The organism is Streptomyces sp. NBC_00878, from assembly GCF_026341515.1.
Taxonomy (GTDB): Bacteria; Actinomycetota; Actinomycetes; order Streptomycetales; family Streptomycetaceae; genus Streptomyces.
The window spans coordinates 2,605,814-2,624,018 of the sequence record NZ_JAPEOK010000001.1 but is presented as its reverse complement, the minus strand read 5'-3'; the positions used below and the strand labels follow the sequence as shown (position 1 = coordinate 2,624,018).

At 70.3% G+C, this 18,205-nt stretch carries 16 protein-coding genes and 2 pseudogenes; 5 read left to right on the top strand and 13 right to left on the bottom strand.

Annotated features, from left to right (window positions below; translation table 11 throughout):
- Nucleotides 1-18: 18 nt before the first annotated feature.
- The 4 genes and pseudogenes from OHA11_RS10745 to OHA11_RS10730 all read right to left on the bottom strand — a co-directional run.
- A complete protein-coding gene (locus tag OHA11_RS10745) occupies nucleotides 19-1,146 on the bottom strand; it encodes an NAD(P)-dependent alcohol dehydrogenase (RefSeq protein WP_266494586.1) in 1,128 nt (375 codons plus the stop codon).
- Complete coding sequence (locus tag OHA11_RS10740; protein ID WP_266494583.1) at nucleotides 1,143-1,709, bottom strand: hypothetical protein; 567 nt, start codon at nucleotides 1,707-1,709, stop codon at nucleotides 1,143-1,145. Before OHA11_RS10740 ends, OHA11_RS10745 begins: the two co-directional genes overlap by 4 nt.
- Nucleotides 1,710-1,777: 68 nt before the next feature.
- Nucleotides 1,778-2,107, bottom strand: a complete 330-nt coding sequence (locus tag OHA11_RS10735; RefSeq protein ID WP_266507878.1) for a hypothetical protein — start codon at nucleotides 2,105-2,107, stop codon at nucleotides 1,778-1,780.
- Nucleotides 2,108-2,133: 26 nt separating this feature from the next.
- Nucleotides 2,134-2,403, bottom strand: a pseudogene (locus tag OHA11_RS10730) (cupin); the annotation flags it as partial.
- A gap of 49 nt (nucleotides 2,404-2,452) precedes the next feature.
- On the opposite strand from OHA11_RS10730, the gene OHA11_RS10725 reads away from it, so the two are divergent.
- From OHA11_RS10725 to OHA11_RS10715, 3 genes are all read left to right on the top strand, one after another.
- Nucleotides 2,453-3,202: an IclR family transcriptional regulator gene (locus OHA11_RS10725; RefSeq protein ID WP_266494580.1), complete on the top strand. Its 750-nt coding sequence runs from the start codon at nucleotides 2,453-2,455 to the stop codon at nucleotides 3,200-3,202.
- Nucleotides 3,203-3,718: 516 nt separating this feature from the next.
- Nucleotides 3,719-5,317 (top strand): 3' terminal RNA ribose 2'-O-methyltransferase Hen1, encoded by a 1,599-nt coding sequence (locus tag OHA11_RS10720; protein WP_266494577.1) that lies wholly within the window; start codon nucleotides 3,719-3,721, stop codon nucleotides 5,315-5,317.
- Entirely contained in the window at nucleotides 5,314-7,860 is a 2,547-nt protein-coding gene (locus tag OHA11_RS10715; protein ID WP_266494576.1) for a polynucleotide kinase-phosphatase, read from the top strand. Before OHA11_RS10720 ends, OHA11_RS10715 begins: the two co-directional genes overlap by 4 nt.
- 216 nt (nucleotides 7,861-8,076) lie before the next feature.
- Here OHA11_RS10715 and OHA11_RS10710 read toward each other — a convergent pair whose 3' ends face one another.
- A complete protein-coding gene (locus tag OHA11_RS10710) occupies nucleotides 8,077-8,970 on the bottom strand; it encodes a hypothetical protein (protein ID WP_266494574.1) in 894 nt (297 codons plus the stop codon).
- Nucleotides 8,967-10,103: an SPFH domain-containing protein gene (locus OHA11_RS10705; RefSeq protein ID WP_266494572.1), complete on the bottom strand. Its 1,137-nt coding sequence runs from the start codon at nucleotides 10,101-10,103 to the stop codon at nucleotides 8,967-8,969. Before OHA11_RS10705 ends, OHA11_RS10710 begins: the two co-directional genes overlap by 4 nt.
- 140 nt (nucleotides 10,104-10,243) lie before the next feature.
- Here OHA11_RS10705 and OHA11_RS10700 point away from each other — a divergent pair, with 140 nt between their 5' ends.
- Both OHA11_RS10700 and argF read left to right on the top strand, forming a co-directional pair.
- A complete protein-coding gene (locus tag OHA11_RS10700) occupies nucleotides 10,244-11,470 on the top strand; it encodes an arginine deiminase (RefSeq protein WP_266494570.1) in 1,227 nt (408 codons plus the stop codon).
- A 236-nt stretch (nucleotides 11,471-11,706) separates the two neighbouring features.
- Entirely contained in the window at nucleotides 11,707-12,714 is a 1,008-nt protein-coding gene (argF, locus tag OHA11_RS10695) for an ornithine carbamoyltransferase (RefSeq protein WP_266494568.1), read from the top strand.
- Between the two features lie 100 nt (nucleotides 12,715-12,814).
- On the opposite strand, the gene OHA11_RS10690 is transcribed toward argF, so the two are convergent.
- The 7 genes and pseudogenes from OHA11_RS10690 to OHA11_RS10660 form a co-directional block, all read right to left on the bottom strand.
- Complete coding sequence (locus OHA11_RS10690) at nucleotides 12,815-13,267, bottom strand: ATP-binding protein (RefSeq protein ID WP_266494566.1); 453 nt, start codon at nucleotides 13,265-13,267, stop codon at nucleotides 12,815-12,817.
- A gap of 378 nt (nucleotides 13,268-13,645) precedes the next feature.
- Nucleotides 13,646-14,221 (bottom strand): adenylyl-sulfate kinase, encoded by a 576-nt coding sequence (gene cysC, locus OHA11_RS10685; RefSeq protein WP_266494564.1) that lies wholly within the window; start codon nucleotides 14,219-14,221, stop codon nucleotides 13,646-13,648.
- On the bottom strand, nucleotides 14,218-15,492 hold the full coding sequence (locus OHA11_RS10680) for a glycosyltransferase family 4 protein (protein WP_266494561.1): 1,275 nt from the start codon (nucleotides 15,490-15,492) through the stop codon (nucleotides 14,218-14,220). The genes cysC and OHA11_RS10680 overlap by 4 nt, the downstream gene beginning before the upstream one ends.
- Nucleotides 15,489-15,950, bottom strand: coding sequence for a hypothetical protein (locus OHA11_RS10675; RefSeq protein ID WP_266494558.1), 462 nt, complete (start codon nucleotides 15,948-15,950; stop codon nucleotides 15,489-15,491). The genes OHA11_RS10680 and OHA11_RS10675 overlap by 4 nt, the downstream gene beginning before the upstream one ends.
- Nucleotides 15,947-16,840: a sulfotransferase gene (locus OHA11_RS10670; protein ID WP_266494556.1), complete on the bottom strand. Its 894-nt coding sequence runs from the start codon at nucleotides 16,838-16,840 to the stop codon at nucleotides 15,947-15,949. The genes OHA11_RS10675 and OHA11_RS10670 overlap by 4 nt, the downstream gene beginning before the upstream one ends.
- Nucleotides 16,841-16,923: 83 nt before the next feature.
- Entirely contained in the window at nucleotides 16,924-17,766 is an 843-nt protein-coding gene (locus OHA11_RS10665) for a PaaX family transcriptional regulator C-terminal domain-containing protein (protein WP_266494554.1), read from the bottom strand.
- 95 nt (nucleotides 17,767-17,861) lie between these two features.
- Nucleotides 17,862-18,143, bottom strand: a pseudogene (locus OHA11_RS10660) (2-aminobenzoate-CoA ligase); the annotation flags it as partial.
- Between the last annotated feature and the right edge of the window lie 62 nt (nucleotides 18,144-18,205).

Genomic DNA, 18,205 nt, shown 5'->3' with positions numbered 1-18,205 from the left:
GTCCTTCCTCTTCGTGGATCACGGCAGTCGTAGTACGGGTTTGATGACGTCACCGTGGTGCGCGGCCTTGGCGGCGTTCTCGATGTCGTCGAACGCGAAGTGCTCGACGAGTTGCTCGACGGGGAACCGGCCTTCTCTGTGCAGTTCGACGAGAGCGGGCAGGAACTGGTCCGGTACCGAGGAACCCTGGTTGACGCCCACTATGTGCGGGTTGCGCACCAGCATCCGGGGTACGTCCAGGCCCACCTCGCTTCCGAACGGCGGGGCTCCGATCACACCGCACGTGCCGTCGACGGCCAGCGCGTCCACGGCCTGGCGGAGAACCTGAGTGTTGCCGGTGGTCTCCAGGGTGTAGTCGGCTCCGTCGCCGGTGATGTCACGAACTGCCTCGACGGCATCGGCGCGGCGGGGATTGACGACGTCGGTGGCCCCAAGTCGTAGGGCCAGGTCGAGTCGTGCGTCGTGCAGGTCGACCGTGATGATCTTCGTCAACGGGGTGAGCCTCGCGGCGATGACGGCGGACAGCCCGACTGCGCCCGCGCCGAAGACCACGAGCGCGCCGCCGGCTCGTGGGCGCAGCACGTTGAACACCGCGCCGGCCCCGGTCTGCACGCCGCAGCCCAGCGGGGCGAGGATGTCCAGGGACGTGTCCGGCGCGACCTTGACGACGTTGCGTTCATGGGCCATCGCGTGCGAGGCGAACGAGGACTGGCCGAAGAAGTGCCCGTGCAGCGGCCGGTCGTCCCCGTCGCGCCGGATCGTGGCGGACCCGTCGAGCCTGCTGCCGCCGAGGAGATTGAGCGCCGGCCAGTGCGCGCACTGCACCGGGCGGCCCGTCACGCAGGCGATACACGACCCGCAGGAGCTGAACGTCATCAGCACCTTGTCCCCGGGCGCCACCTTGGTGACCTCCGGGCCCACGGCCTCCACCGTGCCGGCGCCCTCGTGCCCGAGCACTCCGGGAAGCGGGAACGGCGTGGCACCCGATCGCACGGACAGGTCGGTGTGGCACATGCCGACCGCCTCGACCCGGACGACGACCTCGTGCGACCTGGGGGAGTCCAGGACGATGTCGGTGACGGTGAACGGGGCGCCGGTTCCCTCCACCACGGCCGCGGTCGCCCTGGTCACCGGGTCCACGCTCATCGTTCGGTGTCCGGGGACTGCGCCGACGGGTTGTAGATCAGGCCGAGGTGGACCGCGTAGACCGCATGCCACACGAAGACGGACACGATGAACTTCCAGCCGAAGTGGTGGCTGAAGAACCCGGCGTCGGCGCCGAGCGCGGGACCGTAGACGCGGGGGGTCATGAAGACGAGGCTGACGAGGGCCAAGGCCGTGCCGAAGACGAGGGCCTTGGCCAGGTTGCCGGCCGCGGTGTCGCGCCACGGCAGCCGGGGGTGCACGGCCACGACGAACAGCACCGTGAACACGATGCCGTCGAGGTAGTGGAAGAAGCCGCCGGACACGAACTGCGCCATCGGGGACGCGCCCGGGGTGTAGACGGCGCCGTTGACCATGTTCCAGTCGAGCTTGGCCAGTCCGACCCCCGGCAGGAAGTAGCCGACGATCGTGGCCATCTGGGTGGCGACCAGGCCCGCCAGCAGCGCGGCCGGGAGGCGGTGGTGGGTCACCCAGACGCTCCATGGCGCGGGGTTGGGATGTGAGGTGTCGACGCGCTGGGCGGTGGGCGGCTCGGTGATGGTCATGGGGCTGTCCTTCTGTTCGGGGGATTTGCGTGGTGATGTCCAGTGATGTCGGAGGGTGTCCGCTGCGGTCACAGCCATCGGCCCAGCTCCGGGAGCGGGCGTTCGGCTGTCGGTCCGTCGGCGCCTCGGCCGGTGACCCAGCGGGTCAGGTCCGCTCGGCCGGCGCTGACCGTGACCTCTGGTTCGGTGCCGGTGATCTTCCACGGGCCACCGCCGTCGGTGGACAGCAGAAGGACCGAGGGCCCGCCGTGGCGGGCGGAGCGGTGCGTGGTCACGTCCAGGAGCAGTGCTTCGCGCATTCCGGGTGGCAGGGCCTCGAAGTCGCTCCCGGCGAGCAGGTCGATCGCGTGGATGCCGGCTTCCCGTGCCCGTAGCCACGGGATCTCGGATGCGGGCACGGTGCGGCCCTGGGCGGTGACGACCTGATGCTGATCGCGCGCCGCTCCCCGCCCCGGCCGACCGGTACCAGCTCGCCGGCCTGCTCGGCGAGCGGCAGCCGATCCCACCGCCACAGGTGCGCCGAGGTCTTCGGCATCGGCTCGGCGGGCATCAGCTCACCGATCTCGGTCCACAGCGGGACCAGCAGTTCGCGCTCGAACCCCTGATAGAGCGCTCGGAGGTCCGCGGTCGGTTCCGGCTGGCCGGGCCCTTGGGGCACCGCCACTCCCGCCGGGCTGCCCGTGAAGTCGTTCATAGCCAAGGATGGTGGAGCTATTCCGCCAGTCGGGATACGTTTTTCTACTGTGAAGAACAAACCGGCCTACGCGATCGAGTCCGTCGACCACGCCCTGCAACTGGCGCAGCTCCTGCAGCAGGAGGGATCGCTGCGGGTCACCGACGCCGCCGAGCGTCTGAACGTGTCGCGTTCCACCGCGCACCGGCTGCTCGCGATGCTCGTCTACCGCGATTTCGCCGTCCAGGGCGACGACCGCAGGTACCGGCCCGGCGAGACGCTGCGGCCGACCCTCATCAGCCATGGGCCGATCAGTCTCCTGCGCCAGATCGGCACCCCGCACCTGCGTGAGCTCGCCGCGCGGGTGCACGAGACCGCCAACCTCCAGGTCCGGGCCGGGACGGAGATCCGCTTCATCGCCTCGGTGGAATGCGACCAGGTTCTCCGTGTCGGCGACCGCACGGGCCGCGTCCTGCCCGCGCACAAGGCGTCGGGCGGAATGGCGCTCCTCGCGGCCCTTGACAAGGATGCGCTCAGAGCGCTGTACGAGGACGATCCCGACCACCCTGACCTGGACGTACTCGGCAAGCAGTTCGCACTCATCCGCAAGCGCGGATTCGCCGTCAACGACCAGAAGACAGAAACCGGGGTTGTCGGAATCAGCGTGGTACTCGCCCCGCACCAGAACCCGTTGGCCGCTATCGCCCTGGCGGTCCCCTCGGTCCGCTTCAACCGGGTCCGCCTGGAAGAGCTGCGCTCCGAACTGGAACTCGCCGCCGCCGCTCTCACCCGAGAACTGGCCGAGCACCTGCCGAGCTGACACCGCGTCGGCCGGGCCACGTCCGCGACTCCACCCCACAGGTGATTTACGTGTGTGAATCGATGAGGAGTCGTGTCATCTGCACGATGTCGCACGGCGCCAGGGCGGTCAGCGCGCGACACCTACGGCTGTCTGGTGTGGGAGGTCGACTGGGGGAATGCTCCTGCTTCGTTCGTGGAGTTGTACGGCCTCACGGCTCCGACCGGCCTGCCGGAGGCGGCTCTGGTGCCGGCGGCCGAGCGTGTGCGGGGGAGGGAAAATGCCTGAGTACGTGAGGGATGTTCGCTGTACGTTGTGGAGGCGCGCTGAACAAGGGGCGCCGCGTGGCCGGCTGATCGCTGCGTGGCGTGCGCGTCACTACGAGGGCGAGGGCAGCTCCGGAGCAGTGATCGCCGAGGCGCGCTCTCCCAATCGTTGCGGTTCCCTGGTATTCGGCGTGTGTGCACGGAATGTGCACCGTAGTGGACCGTACGACAAGTATCCGCAGCTCAGCAGACGTTTCGAGGCATACCCACAGTGTTCCTGACGATCAGTACCACCGGCACCCCAGAGCACCCCGCGACCGACCTCGGGTTTTTGCTGCACAAGCATCCCGACAAGGCGCAGGCGTTCTCCACCTCCTACGGCAAGGCGCATGTCGTCTACCCCGAGGCGAGCGTGGAGCGCTGTACGGCGGCGCTGTTGCTGGAGGTCGACGCGGTGGCACTGGTCCGGCGCGGCAAGGGCAAGGGCCGCGGCGGGGCCCCGGACGCAGCTCTCGCGCAGTACGTCAACGACCGGCCGTACGCCGCCTCGTCCCTGCTCGCCGTGGCGCTGAGCAGCGTGTTCTCCAGCGCGATGAAGGGCACCTGCCAGGCGAAGCCCGACCTGCCCGCGCGCCCGCTGCCCCTGCGCGTCGAGGTGCCCGCGCTGCCGGCCAGCGGAGCCGCAGGGGTGCGCCGGAGGCGAGAGGACGAGCGCGCGGAGGCCCGAAGGGGTGAGCACGGTCGTCCTCTCGCCTCCGGCTGTAGCGTCCCGGAGGCGGAGCAAACAAGCCACAGCGGCGCCGATCTCGTACGGGCGCTGTTCGAGCCGCTCGGCTGGACGGTGAGTGCCGAACCCGTGGCGCTGGACGCCGAGTTCCCCGAGTGGGGCGACTCGCGGTACGTGAGTCTCGTACTGGAGGGTGAGCAGCGGCTCGCCGACGCGCTGCGGCATCTGTACGTCCTGCTGCCGGTGCTCGACGACGCCAAGCACTACTGGGTGTCGTCCGACGAGGTGGACAAGCTGCTGCGGGCCGGGGAGGGCTGGCTGCCGGACCACCCGGAGCAGAAGCTGATCACCAGCCGTTATCTGTCGCGCCGTTGGTCGCTGACCCGGGAGGCCATGGAGCGCCTCGAACTCGTACGGCTCGCCGAGACGGACGACAGCGCGGTCGAGGAGATCGACAACGCCGTCGACGAGCAGACGGACACGGAGGAGAAGCCCGTACCGCTCGCCGTCCAGCGACGCGACGCGATCGTCGGCGCGCTGCAGACCACCGATGCCGCGCGGGTGCTCGATCTGGGGTGCGGGCAGGGCCAGTTGGTGCAGGAGCTGCTCAAGGACACGCGGTTCACCGAGATCGTCGGTGTCGACGTCTCGATGCGGGCGCTCACCATCGCCTCCCGGCGGCTCAAGCTGGACCGGATGGGCGAGCGGCAGTCCGAGCGCGTCAAGCTCGTCCAGGGCTCGCTCGCCTACACCGACAAGCGGCTCAAGGGGTACGACGCCGCCGTGCTGAGCGAGGTCATCGAGCACCTCGACCTGCCGCGGCTGCCCGCCCTGGAGTACGCGGTGTTCGGTTCGGCGCGCCCCAGGACCGTGATCGTGACGACGCCGAACGTCGAGTACAACGTCCGCTGGGAGACCCTCCCCGCCGGCCACGTCCGGCACGGCGACCACCGCTTCGAGTGGACGCGAGAGGAGTTCCGCGGCTGGGCGGGGACGGTGGCCGAACGGCACGGGTACGGCGTGGAGTTCGTGCCGGTCGGACCGGACGACCCCGAGGTCGGACCGCCCACGCAGATGGCCGTTTTCACGGTGAGCGCCCAGAACACGAAGGACCAGAACACGAAGGAGGAGAAGGCCGCATGACCAGCACCGACAACAAGGTTCGTACCCTGCCCGTCACCGACCTGTCCCTCGTCGTGCTGATCGGCGCCTCCGGTTCGGGCAAGTCCACCTTCGCACGCAAGCACTTCAAGCCGACCGAGGTGATCTCGTCGGACTTCTGCCGCGGCCTCGTTGCCGACGACGAGAACGACCAGAGCGCCAGCGGCGACGCCTTCGACGTCCTGCACTACATCGCGGGCAAGCGCCTCGCGGCGGGCCGGCGCACGGTCGTCGACGCGACCAACGTGCAGCAGGAGAGCCGTAAGCAGCTGATCGAACTCGCCAGGAAGCACGACGTGCTGCCCATCGCCATCGTGCTCGACGTGCCCGAGGAGGTGTGCGCCGAGCGCAACGCCTCGCGCACCGACCGCGCCGACATGCCGCGCCGTGTCATCCACCGCCACACCCGTGAACTCCGGCGCTCCCTGCGGAACCTGGAGCGCGAGGGGTTCCGGAAGGTGCACATCCTGCGAGGTGTGGCGGAGGCCGAGAGCGCCGAGGTCCGCACCGAGAAGCGGTACAACGACCTGACCCACCTCACCGGTCCGTTCGACATCATCGGCGACATCCACGGCTGCGCCTCCGAACTGGAGTCGCTGCTCGGCAAGTTGGGGTACGGGGACGGCGTCCACCCCGAGGGCCGTACGGCCGTCTTCGTCGGCGACCTCGTCGACCGCGGCCCGGACACCCCGGGCGTCCTGCGCCGGGTGATGTCCATGGTCGGCTCGGGCGCCGCGCTGTGCGTGCCGGGCAACCACGAGAACAAGTACGGGCGTTACCTCAAGGGCCGCAAGGTCCAGCACACCCACGGCCTCGCCGAGACCATCGAGCAGATGGCGGGCGAGAGCGACGAATTCAAGCTGCGGGTACGGGAGTTCGTGGACGGGCTGGTCAGCCACTACGTCCTCGACGGCGGCCGGCTCGTCGTCTGCCACGCCGGACTGCCCGAGAAGTACCACGGGCGTACGTCGGGCCGGGTGCGCTCGCACGCGCTGTACGGCGACACCACCGGTGAGACCGACGAGTTCGGGCTGCCGGTGCGCTACCCGTGGGCCGAGGACTACCGGGGCCGGGCGGCCGTGGTCTACGGCCACACTCCCGTCCCGGAGGCCACCTGGCTGAACAACACCATCTGCCTGGACACCGGTGCCGTGTTCGGCGGCAAGCTCACCGCGCTGCGCTGGCCGGAGCGTGAACTCGTCGAGGTACCGGCCGAGCGGGTCTGGTACGAGCCGACCAGGCCGCTGGCCTCCGAGGCACCCGGCGGACACGAGGGGCGTCCGCTGGACCTCGCGGACGTGCACGGCCGCCGGGTCGTCGAGACCCGGCACGCCGGACGTGTCTCCGTACGCGAGGAGAACGCGGCCGCGGCCCTGGAGGTCATGAGCCGCTTCGCCGTCGACCCGCGGCTGATGCCGTACCTGCCGCCGACGATGGCGCCCACCGCGACCTCCAAGGCGGAGGGCTACTTGGAGCACCCGGTCGAGGCCTTCGCGCAGTACGAGGCCGACGGGGTCGCGCGGGTCGTGTGCGAGGAGAAGCACATGGGGTCGCGGGCGGTGGCGCTGGTCTGCCGGGACGAGGAGACCGCGCGCGAGCGGTTCGGTGCAGGCGGTGGCGTGTCGGGCTCGCTGTACACCCGTACCGGGCGCCCCTTCTTCGACGACGCCGCCGTCACCGAGGAGATCCTCGGGCGGGTACGGGCCGCCGTCACGGAGGCCGGTCTGTGGGAGGAGCTGGAGACGGACTGGATGCTGCTCGACGCCGAGCTGCTGCCCTGGTCGCTCAAGGCGTCCGGGCTGCTGCGCTCGCAGTACGCCGCGGTGGGCGCTGCCGCGGGGGCGGTCTTCCCGGGAGCCGTGGCGGCGCTCGAAGGGGCGGCGGCGCGTGGCGTCGAGGTCCAGGACCTGCTGGCCAAGCAGCGCGAACGGGCCGTCGACGCCGCCTCGTTCACCGACGCGTACCGGCGCTACTGCTGGCCCACGTCCGGTCTCGACGGTGTCCGCCTCGCGCCCTTCCAGATCCTCGCCGTGCGGGGCCGGAGCCTCGCGGCCGTGCCGCACGAGGAGCAGCTCGGCCTGATCGACCGGCTGGTGGCGGGCGACCCGTCCGGGCTCCTGCAGACCACCCGGCGCCTCTTCGTCGACACGGGCGACCCCGAGTCGGTGCGGGCCGGTGTCGACTGGTGGCTGGAGATGACCGGCCGCGGCGGCGAGGGCATGGTCGTCAAGCCCGACCGGGCCGTGGTGCGCGGCGGCAACGGCCGACTGGTCCAGCCCGGTATCAAGTGCCGGGGCCGGGAGTACCTGCGGATCATCTACGGCCCGGAGTACACCCGTCCCGAGAACCTCGACCGCCTCCGCGGCCGCTTCCTCAACCACAAGCGTTCGCTGGCCCTGCGTGAGTACGCCCTGGGCCTGGAGGCCCTGGACCGGCTCGCGGAGGGGGAGCCGCTGTGGCGGGTGCACGAGGCGGTGTTCGGGGTGCTGGCGCTGGAGTCGGAGCCGGTGGACCCGCGGTTGTAGGCATCCGCCGATGGTGGGGAGGCTGCGTGGCGGCCTCCCCACCGGAATTACCGGCACTATCGGAATTACCGGCACTACCGGCACTACCGGCACTACCGGAATTACTGGTCCCCGGATTCGGGCCTGGCGTCCCACCGGATGCCGGCCCGGCCCGGACTGCTCCAGCCGCCGCGCGGCGGGTGAGTTGCTCCAGCCACCGCGCGGCGGGTGGGTGTCTCAGCCCACCAACCGCAACCGTTCCCCGCACACCCCCACCCGCACGGTCTGTCCCCAGGTCAACTCCACCGCATCCCCCTCCATCCCGTCCCCGAACGCGATCAGCCGTTCGGACTCGACGGTGAGGCTGAGGTGGGACGAGGCCGAGAGCTGGCCGGCGATCTGGGACGTGCCGGTCGCCGGTGACGGCCACGCCTCGCGGACGAACCACACCAGGCGGTCCTCCGTGGGGCGTGGCAGCGGCAGGGAACTGCCCCGCTCCTGCCACACCGACCGGATCCATCCGGTCGCCCCGGTGCCGGTTCCCACCAGCACCCCGGAGGACGCCTGGGCCTCGACGACACCCCCGTCGCCCGCCAGGTCCAGGCGGTATCTGGCCGTCTGATGTCCGACGGCGCCGAGATAGATCTCGTTGAGTGCGACCAGCCGCTGCGTGTCGTCGGCGACGGCCTCGACCATGGTGAGTTCGTCGACGGTGCTGGTGAGGGCCGCCGGGAGCAGCGTCGGCGCGTCCGCCGGCCGGTGCCGGACCAGGACGCCCGGGTTGCGGCCGGGGTCGGCGTCGATGCCCAACACCGGCTGGCCGACGAGGTACTTGGCGACGTTCGCCACCAGACCGTCCTGGCCGACCACGACCACCACGTCCTCCGGCGCGAACAGGAAACGGTCCAAGTCCCGCCGTTCCACCAGCGTCTGACGCCAGGTCAGCGGAATCGCCGAGGTCACGTCGGTCAGCGCGCGCCGGGTGCGGCGATGGCGCTCGGCGACCTCCTCGATGTCCCGGCCCCGGGAGGAGAGGAAGAAGGCGGCCTGTCCGTGCGTGCCGTGGTGGGCCACCAACTCGGCGTACTCCGTGGTCCGATGGACCACCACGACCCGTGGTGCGAGACTCACGCCCGCTCTCCGGTCCCGAACCTGGCGAGCAGCCCCGTGAGTACGTCCGGCGACACCGTCACGCTCTCGATGTTCGGCAGGTTCTCCGCGAGCCGCGTCCCGGTGAGGGCGTGCAGGGTCGCGACGTCCACCTCGCCGTGCACCCGCAGCCACGCCGCCTGGGCCTGCGCCCGGGCCTCGCCCACCTCGCGCGCACCCTCGGCCTCCGCGCGAGCGAGCCGAACGGACCGGGTGGCCTCGGCATCGGCGAGCTTCACGGTGCGCGCCGCCTTGGCGTCGGTGAGCCTGACCGACCGCTCCGCTTCCGCCTCCGCCAGCTTGACCGACCGCTCGGCCTCCGCCTGAGCCAGCCGTACCGTCCGGGCCGCCTCCGCACCCGCCCGTACCGCGTCCGCCGCCGCGTGCTCCTCCGCCTCGCGGCGGGCGTTCGTACCGCGCTGGTCGACCAACTGCTCCTCACGGCGGGCGAGTTCGATCTGGCTGTCCAGTTCGTTCTCGGCGATGGCCCGTTCCCGCTCGACGGCCACCGCCCGGCGCTCGTACGTGGCCCGGTCGGCCTCCTGCTGGATCAGTTCCCGGGCCGGCGTGCGCAGGGCGCGCTCCACCTCGGGTTCCGGGCGCAGCGCCACCACGCGCACCGCGACCACCTCGATACCGGTGGCCGGCAGACGGGGCTCCGCGCCCAGGCCGACGGCGACGCGCTCGCGGACCGCCGCCACCCCGTCGACCAGGGCCGCCGACAGCGTCGTACGGGCGAGCACGTCGAGTGCGTGCTGCTGGGCCGTCTCCGTGAGCAGCGTGCCCAGCTGTTCCAGTGGCGCGCCCCGCCACACTCCGGTGTCCGGGTCGATGGAGAAGTCCAGCCGGGCGGCGGCGAGTGCCGGGTCGCTGACCCGGTAGGTGACCGTCGCCTGTACCGCCACGTCCTGGAAGTCGGACGTACGGGCGTGGAAGGTCATCGCCAACTCCCGGTCGTCGACCGGCACTTCGGAGACCGCCGCGGTGAGCGCGCGGAACCAGAAGCTGAGTCCCGGCCCGTCGTGCAGCAGCTTGCCGCCCCGGTGGTGCCGGACGTGTGCCGTCGGCGCACCGCGCAGATGGCGCCAGCCCAGGCGCCGGGTGATGTCGGCCATGTGTGTGCGACCCCCTCCGTGTTTTTCGTCAATACGACGATAATCGCCACCACTCCTAATCGTCAAGAGGACGAGAACGAGAAATCGCGGAAACGGTCGACCAGGGGGTGAAGACGGTCACCGGTGGTCAGGATGGAGTCATGGGATTCCACGTCGACTCCGAAGCCGGGCGGCTGCGCCGCGTCATCCTGCACCGGCCGGATCTTGAGCTCAAAAGGCTCACCCCCAGCAACAAGGACGCCCTGCTCTTCGACGACGTGCTGTGGGTGCGCAGGGCCCGCGCGGAGCACGACGGTTTCGCCGACGTGCTCCGCGACCGCGGGGTCACTGTCCACCTCTTCGGTGACCTGCTGACCGAGGCCCTGGCGATCCCGGCGGCCAGATCGCTCGTCCTGGACAGGGTCTTCGACGAGAAGGAGTACGGGCCCCTGGCCACCGACCATCTCCGGGCCTCCTTCGAGGCCCTGCCCGCGGGCGAACTGGCGGAGGCGCTGGTCGGCGGGATGACCAAGCGGGAGTTCCTGGAGGCCCACCCCGAGCCGACCTCCGTGCGCTTCCATGTCATGGACCTCGACGACTTCCTCCTCGGTCCTCTCCCCAATCACCTCTTCACCCGCGACACCTCCGCCTGGATCTACGACGGCGTCTCCATCAACGCCATGCGCTGGCCCGCCCGGCAGCGCGAGACCGTGCACTTCGAGGCGATCTACCGGCACCATCCGCTGTTCCAGAACGAGCCGTTCCACGTGTGGTCCGAGGGCCAGGCCGACTACCCGTCCACCATCGAGGGCGGCGACGTGCTCGTGATCGGCAACGGCGCCGTGCTGATCGGGATGAGCGAGCGGACGACGCCCCAGGCCGTGGAGATGCTCGCGCACAAGCTGTTCGCCACCGGCTCGGCGCAGACGATCGTGGCCCTCGACATGCCCAAGAAGCGCGCCCTCATGCACCTCGACACGGTGATGACGATGGTCGACGGCGACACCTTCACCCAGTACGCGGGGCTCGGGATGCTCCGCTCGTACACCATCGAACCGGGCGTCGGCGACAAGGAGCTGAAGGTCACCGACCATCCGCCGGAGCACATGCACCGCGCGATCGCCGCCGCGCTCGGGCTCGACCGGATCCGGGTGCTGACCGCCACGCAGGACGTCCACGCCGCCGAGCGCGAGCAGTGGGACGACGGCTGCAACGTCCTCGCGGTCGAGCCGGGCGTCGTCGTCGCGTACGAGCGGAACCAGACCACGAACACGCATCTGCGCAAGCAGGGCATCGAGGTGATCGAGATCCCTGGGAGCGAGCTGGGGCGGGGGAGGGGCGGGCCGCGCTGTATGAGCTGTCCGGTGGTACGGGATTCGGTCGGCTAGCGGTCGGTCAGTGGTCAGTGGTCAGTGGTCAGTGGTCAGCGGTCAGCTGGCGGTTGGTCAGTGGTCGGTCAGTGGTCGCATCGGTGCGACGGGCGGCCGGTGGCTGGCTGCCCGGCGGTCGCATGGCATGGCGCTTCGAAAATGAGGCCAACGTCTCGAAAATGATTACGTATAGAAATGTGAACCATCGTATAGAATTCCAAGAGTCCCTGTTTACGTAACCCTGGAGCGCCCCCATGGCGACAGTCCCGTACGCCCTCGCCGGCCGCCACTTCCTGAAGGAGCTGGACTTCACGGAGGAGGAGTTCCGCGGTCTGATCGAGCTCGCCGCAGAGCTGAAGGCGGCGAAGAAGGCCGGGACGGAGACCCAGTACCTGCGGGGCCGGAACATCGCGCTGATCTTCGAGAAGACCTCGACGCGCACGCGCTGCGCGTTCGAGGTCGCGGCCGCGGACCAGGGCGCCTCCACCACGTATCTCGACCCGTCGGGTTCGCAGATGGGGCACAAGGAGTCCGTGAAGGACACCGCGCGGGTGCTCGGCCGGATGTTCCACGCGATCCAGTACCGCGGGGACAGTCAGGAGGGTGTCGAGGAACTGGCCGCCCACGCGGGCGTACCCGTCTACAACGGTCTGACCGACGCCTGGCACCCGACCCAGATGCTCGCCGACGTCCTCACGATGACCGAGCACACCAGCAAGCCGCTGAACGGGATCGCCTTCGCCTACCTCGGCGACGCGCGCTTCAACATGGGCAATTCGTACCTGGTCACCGGCGCGCTGCTCGGCATGGACGTACGGATCGTCGCGCCGAAGGCCTACTGGCCCGCCGAGGAGATCGTCGAGCGGGCGCGCGAGCTGGCCGTGCGCAGCGGGGCGCGGGTCATGCTCACCGAGGACGTCGCGGAGGGGGTTGCGGGCGCCGACTTCGTCGCCACCGACGTCTGGGTGTCCATGGGAGAGCCCAAGGAGGTCTGGGACGAGCGCATCGTCGCCCTCGGCCCGTACGCCGTGACGATGGACGTCCTGCGGGCCACCGGCAACGCGGACGTCAAGTTCCTGCACTGCCTGCCGGCCTTCCATGACCTGGGCACCAAGGTCGGCCGCGAGATCCACGAGCGGCACGGCCTGGACTCGCTGGAGGTCACCGACGAGGTCTTCGAGTCGGACCGCTCGGTCGTCTTCGACGAGGCGGAGAACCGGCTGCACACGATCAAGGCAATGCTGGTGGCGACCCTCGCCTGAGCGGTGGCGACCCTCGCCCGAGTGCCCGAGTGCCCGAGTGCCCGAGTGCCCGAGTGCCCGAGTGCCCGAGTGCCTGAGGGGTGCGGCGGTGACGCTGTCGTTACAGCGGATTCCGCTGGTGCGGAATCACCGGCAGCCGGAACCAGACCGCCTTCCCGGAGTCCGTGGGGCGGTGTCCGCACGACGAGCTGAGGGTGCGGATCAGCAGCAGGCCGCGGCCGTGCTCCTGCCAGGGGTCGGGCTCGCCCGGCGGGTCGGGGACCGTGAGATTGCCCGGCGGGGCCGGGTCGGGGTCGTGCACCTCCACCTGACAGCCGGTCGGCAGCAGCTCCACGACCAGCTCTATGGGCCGGTCGCCCTTGGTGTGCTCCACGGCGTTCGCCACGAGCTCGGCGGTGAGCAGCTCGGCGGTGTCGCTGTCGGCGGCGTGTTCCAGCTCGGCGAGTGCGGTACGGACCAGGGCACGGGCGACGGGCACTGCCGCGGCGGTGTGCGGCAGTGCGATGCGCCAGGAGGCTGGAGCGTGGGGTTCGTGCAAGGCGGGTCCGTTCATGGAGCAGGATGTCCTGCTTTCAACTTGACGAATGGTACGACGCAACCGGACAGAGGCGTTCGGCAGCCCCTATTAGGGACGTTCGGCCTGGTATCGGGCTGTCTACCCAGGGAAACGGTCCGCCTCCCGCGCTCGGCACCCGTCGTTACGCGCCTATCGACGAGTCGTGACTCCGTGACCCGCGTTGTTGCGCATCCATGACGGCGGTCTCGATGGCAAAAAGGCAAGCAGGGCCGCTGGAGGCCAGGCATCAACGTGCCCGGCCGCCAGCGGCCCTGCTTGGACGGACTGCGGGCGCCCGCACTCAGCCGTACGTACGCACTCGTACGTACAGCTCAGCCCGTACGTACGCACTCGTACCTACTCACGCACCCGTCGTTACACCAGCCCCCTCGCCGCCATGACCGCGTGCACCGCGTCCGCCGACTCCTCGGGTGTCTGCGACTGTGTCTCCAGGGACAGCGCGGGGGCCGGCGGCGGCTCGTACGGGTCGTCGATCCCCGTGAGCCCGGTCAGCCGCCCCGCCGCCTGCCTCGCGTAGAGGCCCTTCACATCGCGCTCGCGGCACACCTCGACCGGTGTGGCGACGTGCACCTCGATGTACGGCGTACCGCTCGCCTCGTGCCGTTTGCGCACCGCCTCGCGGCTGTCGGCGTACGGCGCGATGACCGGTACCACCGCCAACACCCCGTTGCGTGCAAGGACTTCGGCGACCAGGCCGATGCGCTGCACATTGGTGTTGCGGTCCTCGCGGGAGAAGCCGAGGCCGGCGGAGAGGAAGCGGCGGACCTCGTCGCCGTCGAGGACCTCCACGCGGTGCCCCTCGGACCGCAGCCGGCCGGCGAGGAGGCGGGCGATGGTCGTCTTGCCCGCGCTCGGCAGCCCGGTGAGCCAGATCGTGGCTCCCCGAGCCGCGGGGGGCTGCCGACGGTGGCCCCTGGCCGTGGTGATCATGCGCGCTGTCCCTTCGAGGCACCCGTGACGCGGTGTCGTTGATCGGAAAGTTCGTGGAGCCTGCGCAGCTCGCGCACTTCGTGGAGTTCGCTGAAGAGGGCCTCCCAGCGGGGGTGCACGGCGTCCGGGCCGTACGAGGCTGCCGTCAGTACGGCGGCGACGCCCATGTCCGCGCGCAACGCCCGGTCGCCCATCAGCTTGGCCATGGCGTCGGCGAGCGCGTCGGGGTCCTCCGGGGCGACCAGCAGACCGTCGACTCCGTGCGTGAGCACGTCCGAGGGCCCGGTCGGACAGTCGAAGCTCACCACCGGAAGCGAGTGGCTCATGGCCTCGATCATCACCATCGGCAGTCCCTCGAACCGCGAACTGAGCACGTAGAAGGAGGCCTTGGCGAGTTCGTCGTCGAGCCGGTCCGTGTGGCCCATCAGGAACACGTGGTTGTAGAGGTGGTGTTCTTCGATGAGTCCTCGCAGCTCGGCCTTCCTCTCGCCGCTGCCGTAGATCCTCAACTGCCAGTCGGGGTACGCCTCGACGAGCTTCGCCCATGCCGGGATCAGCAGGTCGAAGCCCTTCTGCGGGAAGAGCCGTCCCGCCGCCACCGCGATCTTCGAGCGGTGGTCGGAGGGGACCTGGTCGAGGGAGTGCACGGCGTTGGGGATGCGGACGACCCGGGTGCAGGGCAGCAACTGCTCGTACTCCTCGCGGTCCCGTTCCGTCAGGACGGCGACCGCGTCGAAGCGCCCGTACGTCTCCCGGATGCGCTGCCGTACGTCGTGCTTGTGCGTGCCATGGTTCATGTGTTCCTGCGCGACGCGCACCACGCCGCCCGTCGCGTGCTCCGCGGCAAGGAAGTTGAGCGCGGGCCGCGTGGTCACCAGGATCCCGTCACGCAGCGAGGAGAGGTACGCGATCAGCCGCCGCTCCACGTACCGGTTGAAGTAGCGGTGGCCGAACTCGCCCTGCGGGACGTGCCGCGCGGGCTGCTCGGTGAGCCGCCCGCGGCGCCAGTCCTGCCAGCGCCCGACCATGCCCGACGGCGGGGTGTGGGTCTCCTCGCGCTGATCGACGACCGTCGTGACCGTCACCCGCGGATCGAGCGGGAACTGGAGCTCGTCACGGCGGCGCAGCGCGCTCACCAGCTCGACCTGCCAGCCCGCCCGCACCAGGGAGTTGGCCTGGTTCATCACCGTGCGGATGGTGCCGCCGCGGCCGTACGCGTGCAGGAGCAGATAGCGGACCTTCGGGCGCTTCCCGAGCTGATCGACCGTCATATCGTGGCTCCCGTGCGGCACTCCAGCGAAAGGTTGTCCTTCACTGTGTAGTACGGGCGCACGCCGATACCGGCTACCCGCTGTTCGGGAAAGACCATGATCCGCTTCTTGCCGTGGATGTCGTCGAGCCGCCGTCCGGCCCGCAACTCCACCTCGCCGTCCGTGAGATGGATGTCCCACTCCTCGACCTCGCCCCCGACTCCGGACCCGACTCCGCCCTCGACTCCGGCCCCGATCTCGGCGGTGTCGGTCGCCGCCGCCAGGTCGGCGAGGGGCAGCTCGCCCTCGAAGCGGTCGCCCTTCACCAGCGCGGGATAGTCGAGGCGCCGGCCCGCGTGGCCGCGGCGGGTGAGCAGCAGCCGCCACTCGCCCTCGGCGGGCCGCCCGTGGATGTGTCCGACGAGTCTGACGCGCCCCTCGCGCGGCCAGACCTCCGCTATCTCGGCGTGCGGCTTCACGAGGTGTAGCCCCAGGCCTCGCACATCGGTCGCAGGATCTCCGGTATCTCGTCCTCGGCGGGCAGCGCCCGGCCGCTCTGCACCTGGCCGCTGCGGATCTTGTCCCGCCAGTCGCCGAGGCCCTTCACGACCTGTGTGTCGTCCTTCTTCCCGTAGTCGAGCATCGACGGCTCGAAGTCCACGTCCAGGAAGGCACAGAGCCGGCGCAGCTCCTTCTCGGGGTCGGCGGTGATGTCCTCGTAGCGCAGGGTGTGGCCGCCGGTGATCCCCTTGCGGGCGTTGTCGACGGCCTTCATGTAGCGCAGGGCGTCGGCCGCGGCCTCGTCGAAGGTGCGCTTGCCGGGGTCGCCCTCGTGCCAGGACCGGGCGATGGACACCGGGTGGCGGAGCAGGAAGACGAAGCGGGCGTCGGGCCAGCAGTCCCGGACGCGCCCGTACACGAACGCGTTGCTGGGTGTCTTCTCGACGATGAAGTCCTTGCCGGACCTGACCAGTTCGCGGTGCATGACCCGGTCCCAGAGCAGGTGCTCCAGATCGCCGCGCTCCAGGTCGAGGGCGCTCATGGCGCGCTGCGACAGCTTGCTGCCGAAGTCGACCTCCAGGCGGCGGATGTGCAGCTCGTGCGGGGAGTGGAGCCGTGAGTGCGCGTTCAGGAGCATCCGCAGCAGGGTCGAGCCGGAACGCACGGGAGACATGATGAAGACCGGCTCCCGCAGCAGCCGGTCCGTCGCGAGGTCCCCGGGCCCGGGACATCGGTACACCGGCGTGGGCCGCTTCCCGGGTTTCACGGCGGCCTCCTTGCGCCGGGGCGGTGCGACGGGTGCCGCCCTACGCACCTGGAGGCCGGTGGTGGCGGACAGCGCCCGGTTCAGACTGCGCATCAGACTCATGCGTCACGACGCTAGGTAAGAAACATGAGAAGAGGGACTGAGCAGCCTGAGCGTTGCCTTAGCGGCCCAAAGTGTGACTGGCGTCACGTGGTTTCCGGTTTGGGGTGGTTCTCCGGTACGCCCGCGAAGGCCGCCCCCGCGTCCCTCAGCCGCTCGTGCAGCGCCCGGAAGACGGCGGCCGAGCGGGCACCCGGCCAGTCCTCGGGCAGCAGGGCGGGAGGCAGTCCGGGGTCGGCGTACGGGAGGTGGCGCCAGGTGTCCAGGGCGAGCAGGTAGTCGCGGTACGCCTCCTCCTCGGGGGTGTCCGCCCGCGCCTCCCAGTCGTGCAGCACGCGCGCGTGGGTGTCGAGAAACGCCTCGTGCTGCTTGGCGATCGCGGCCAGGTCCCACCAGCGGGCGACCGCGTCCGCCGTCGCCGCGAAGCCCAGGTGCTCGCCGCGGAACAGCTCCACGTACGCGTCGAGACGCAGCCGTTCCAACGTGTGGCGGGTCTCTTCGTAGAGGCGGGCCGGCGCGAGCCACACCCCGGGGGCGGCCGTCCCGAAACCGAGGCCGGACAGACGGGAGCGCAGTACGTGACGTTTCTGCCGCTCGGATTCCGGCACCGAGAACACGGCGAGCACCCAGCCGTCGTCCTCGGGGGACGAGGCCGCGTAGACCCGCCGGTCGCCGTCGTCGAGGAGCTGCCGCGCGTCCGGCGACAGCACGTACCCGGCCGCGCCCGACGCCGTGCGCGCCGGCAGGAGCAGCCCGCGGCGTTTGAGCCGGGACACCGACGAGCGCACGGAGGGCGCGTCCACGCCGACCGCGGCGAGAAGCCGGATCAGTTCGGCCACGGGTACGGGGCCAGGGGCGAAGCGGCCGTACGCGCCGTAGAAGGTGACGATGAGGGACCGGGGAGTGTGCTGCTCGGACACGTTGATCACTCTAGATCGTCACCGTCACGCCGCATCGCCATCCGAGGGCAGGAGATCACTTTCCGTTCGTACGGAATCGCCTTCCGTGCGTGCCGGGTTGACGTCACCACACCGGGTGCGGCGGTCAGGACGTGCGCTACGCGGTCGACCCGGGTGCGCGGTTCGCCGTAGATCCAGGTGTCACCGGAGGCCGTACGGAAGACCGGGCGGTCCGCGGCCGGGAGGGCGAGGAGCTCGGCGGCGCAGTTGAGGCGCTGGGGACAGCGCGGCTCGGGGAGGTCGAAGCGGAGCTCGGGCCACTGGTCGCGCGGCGGGAGACGGTCACGCGCGAAGGTGTCGACGTCCTGGGGGTGGGGGTTTCCGGGCTGGGGATTCCTCGGCTTCATGGCGGTCCGCCCCCTTGTCGTGGTGGGGTCGCACCAGGAGCGTATCGCCATCATGACGGCAG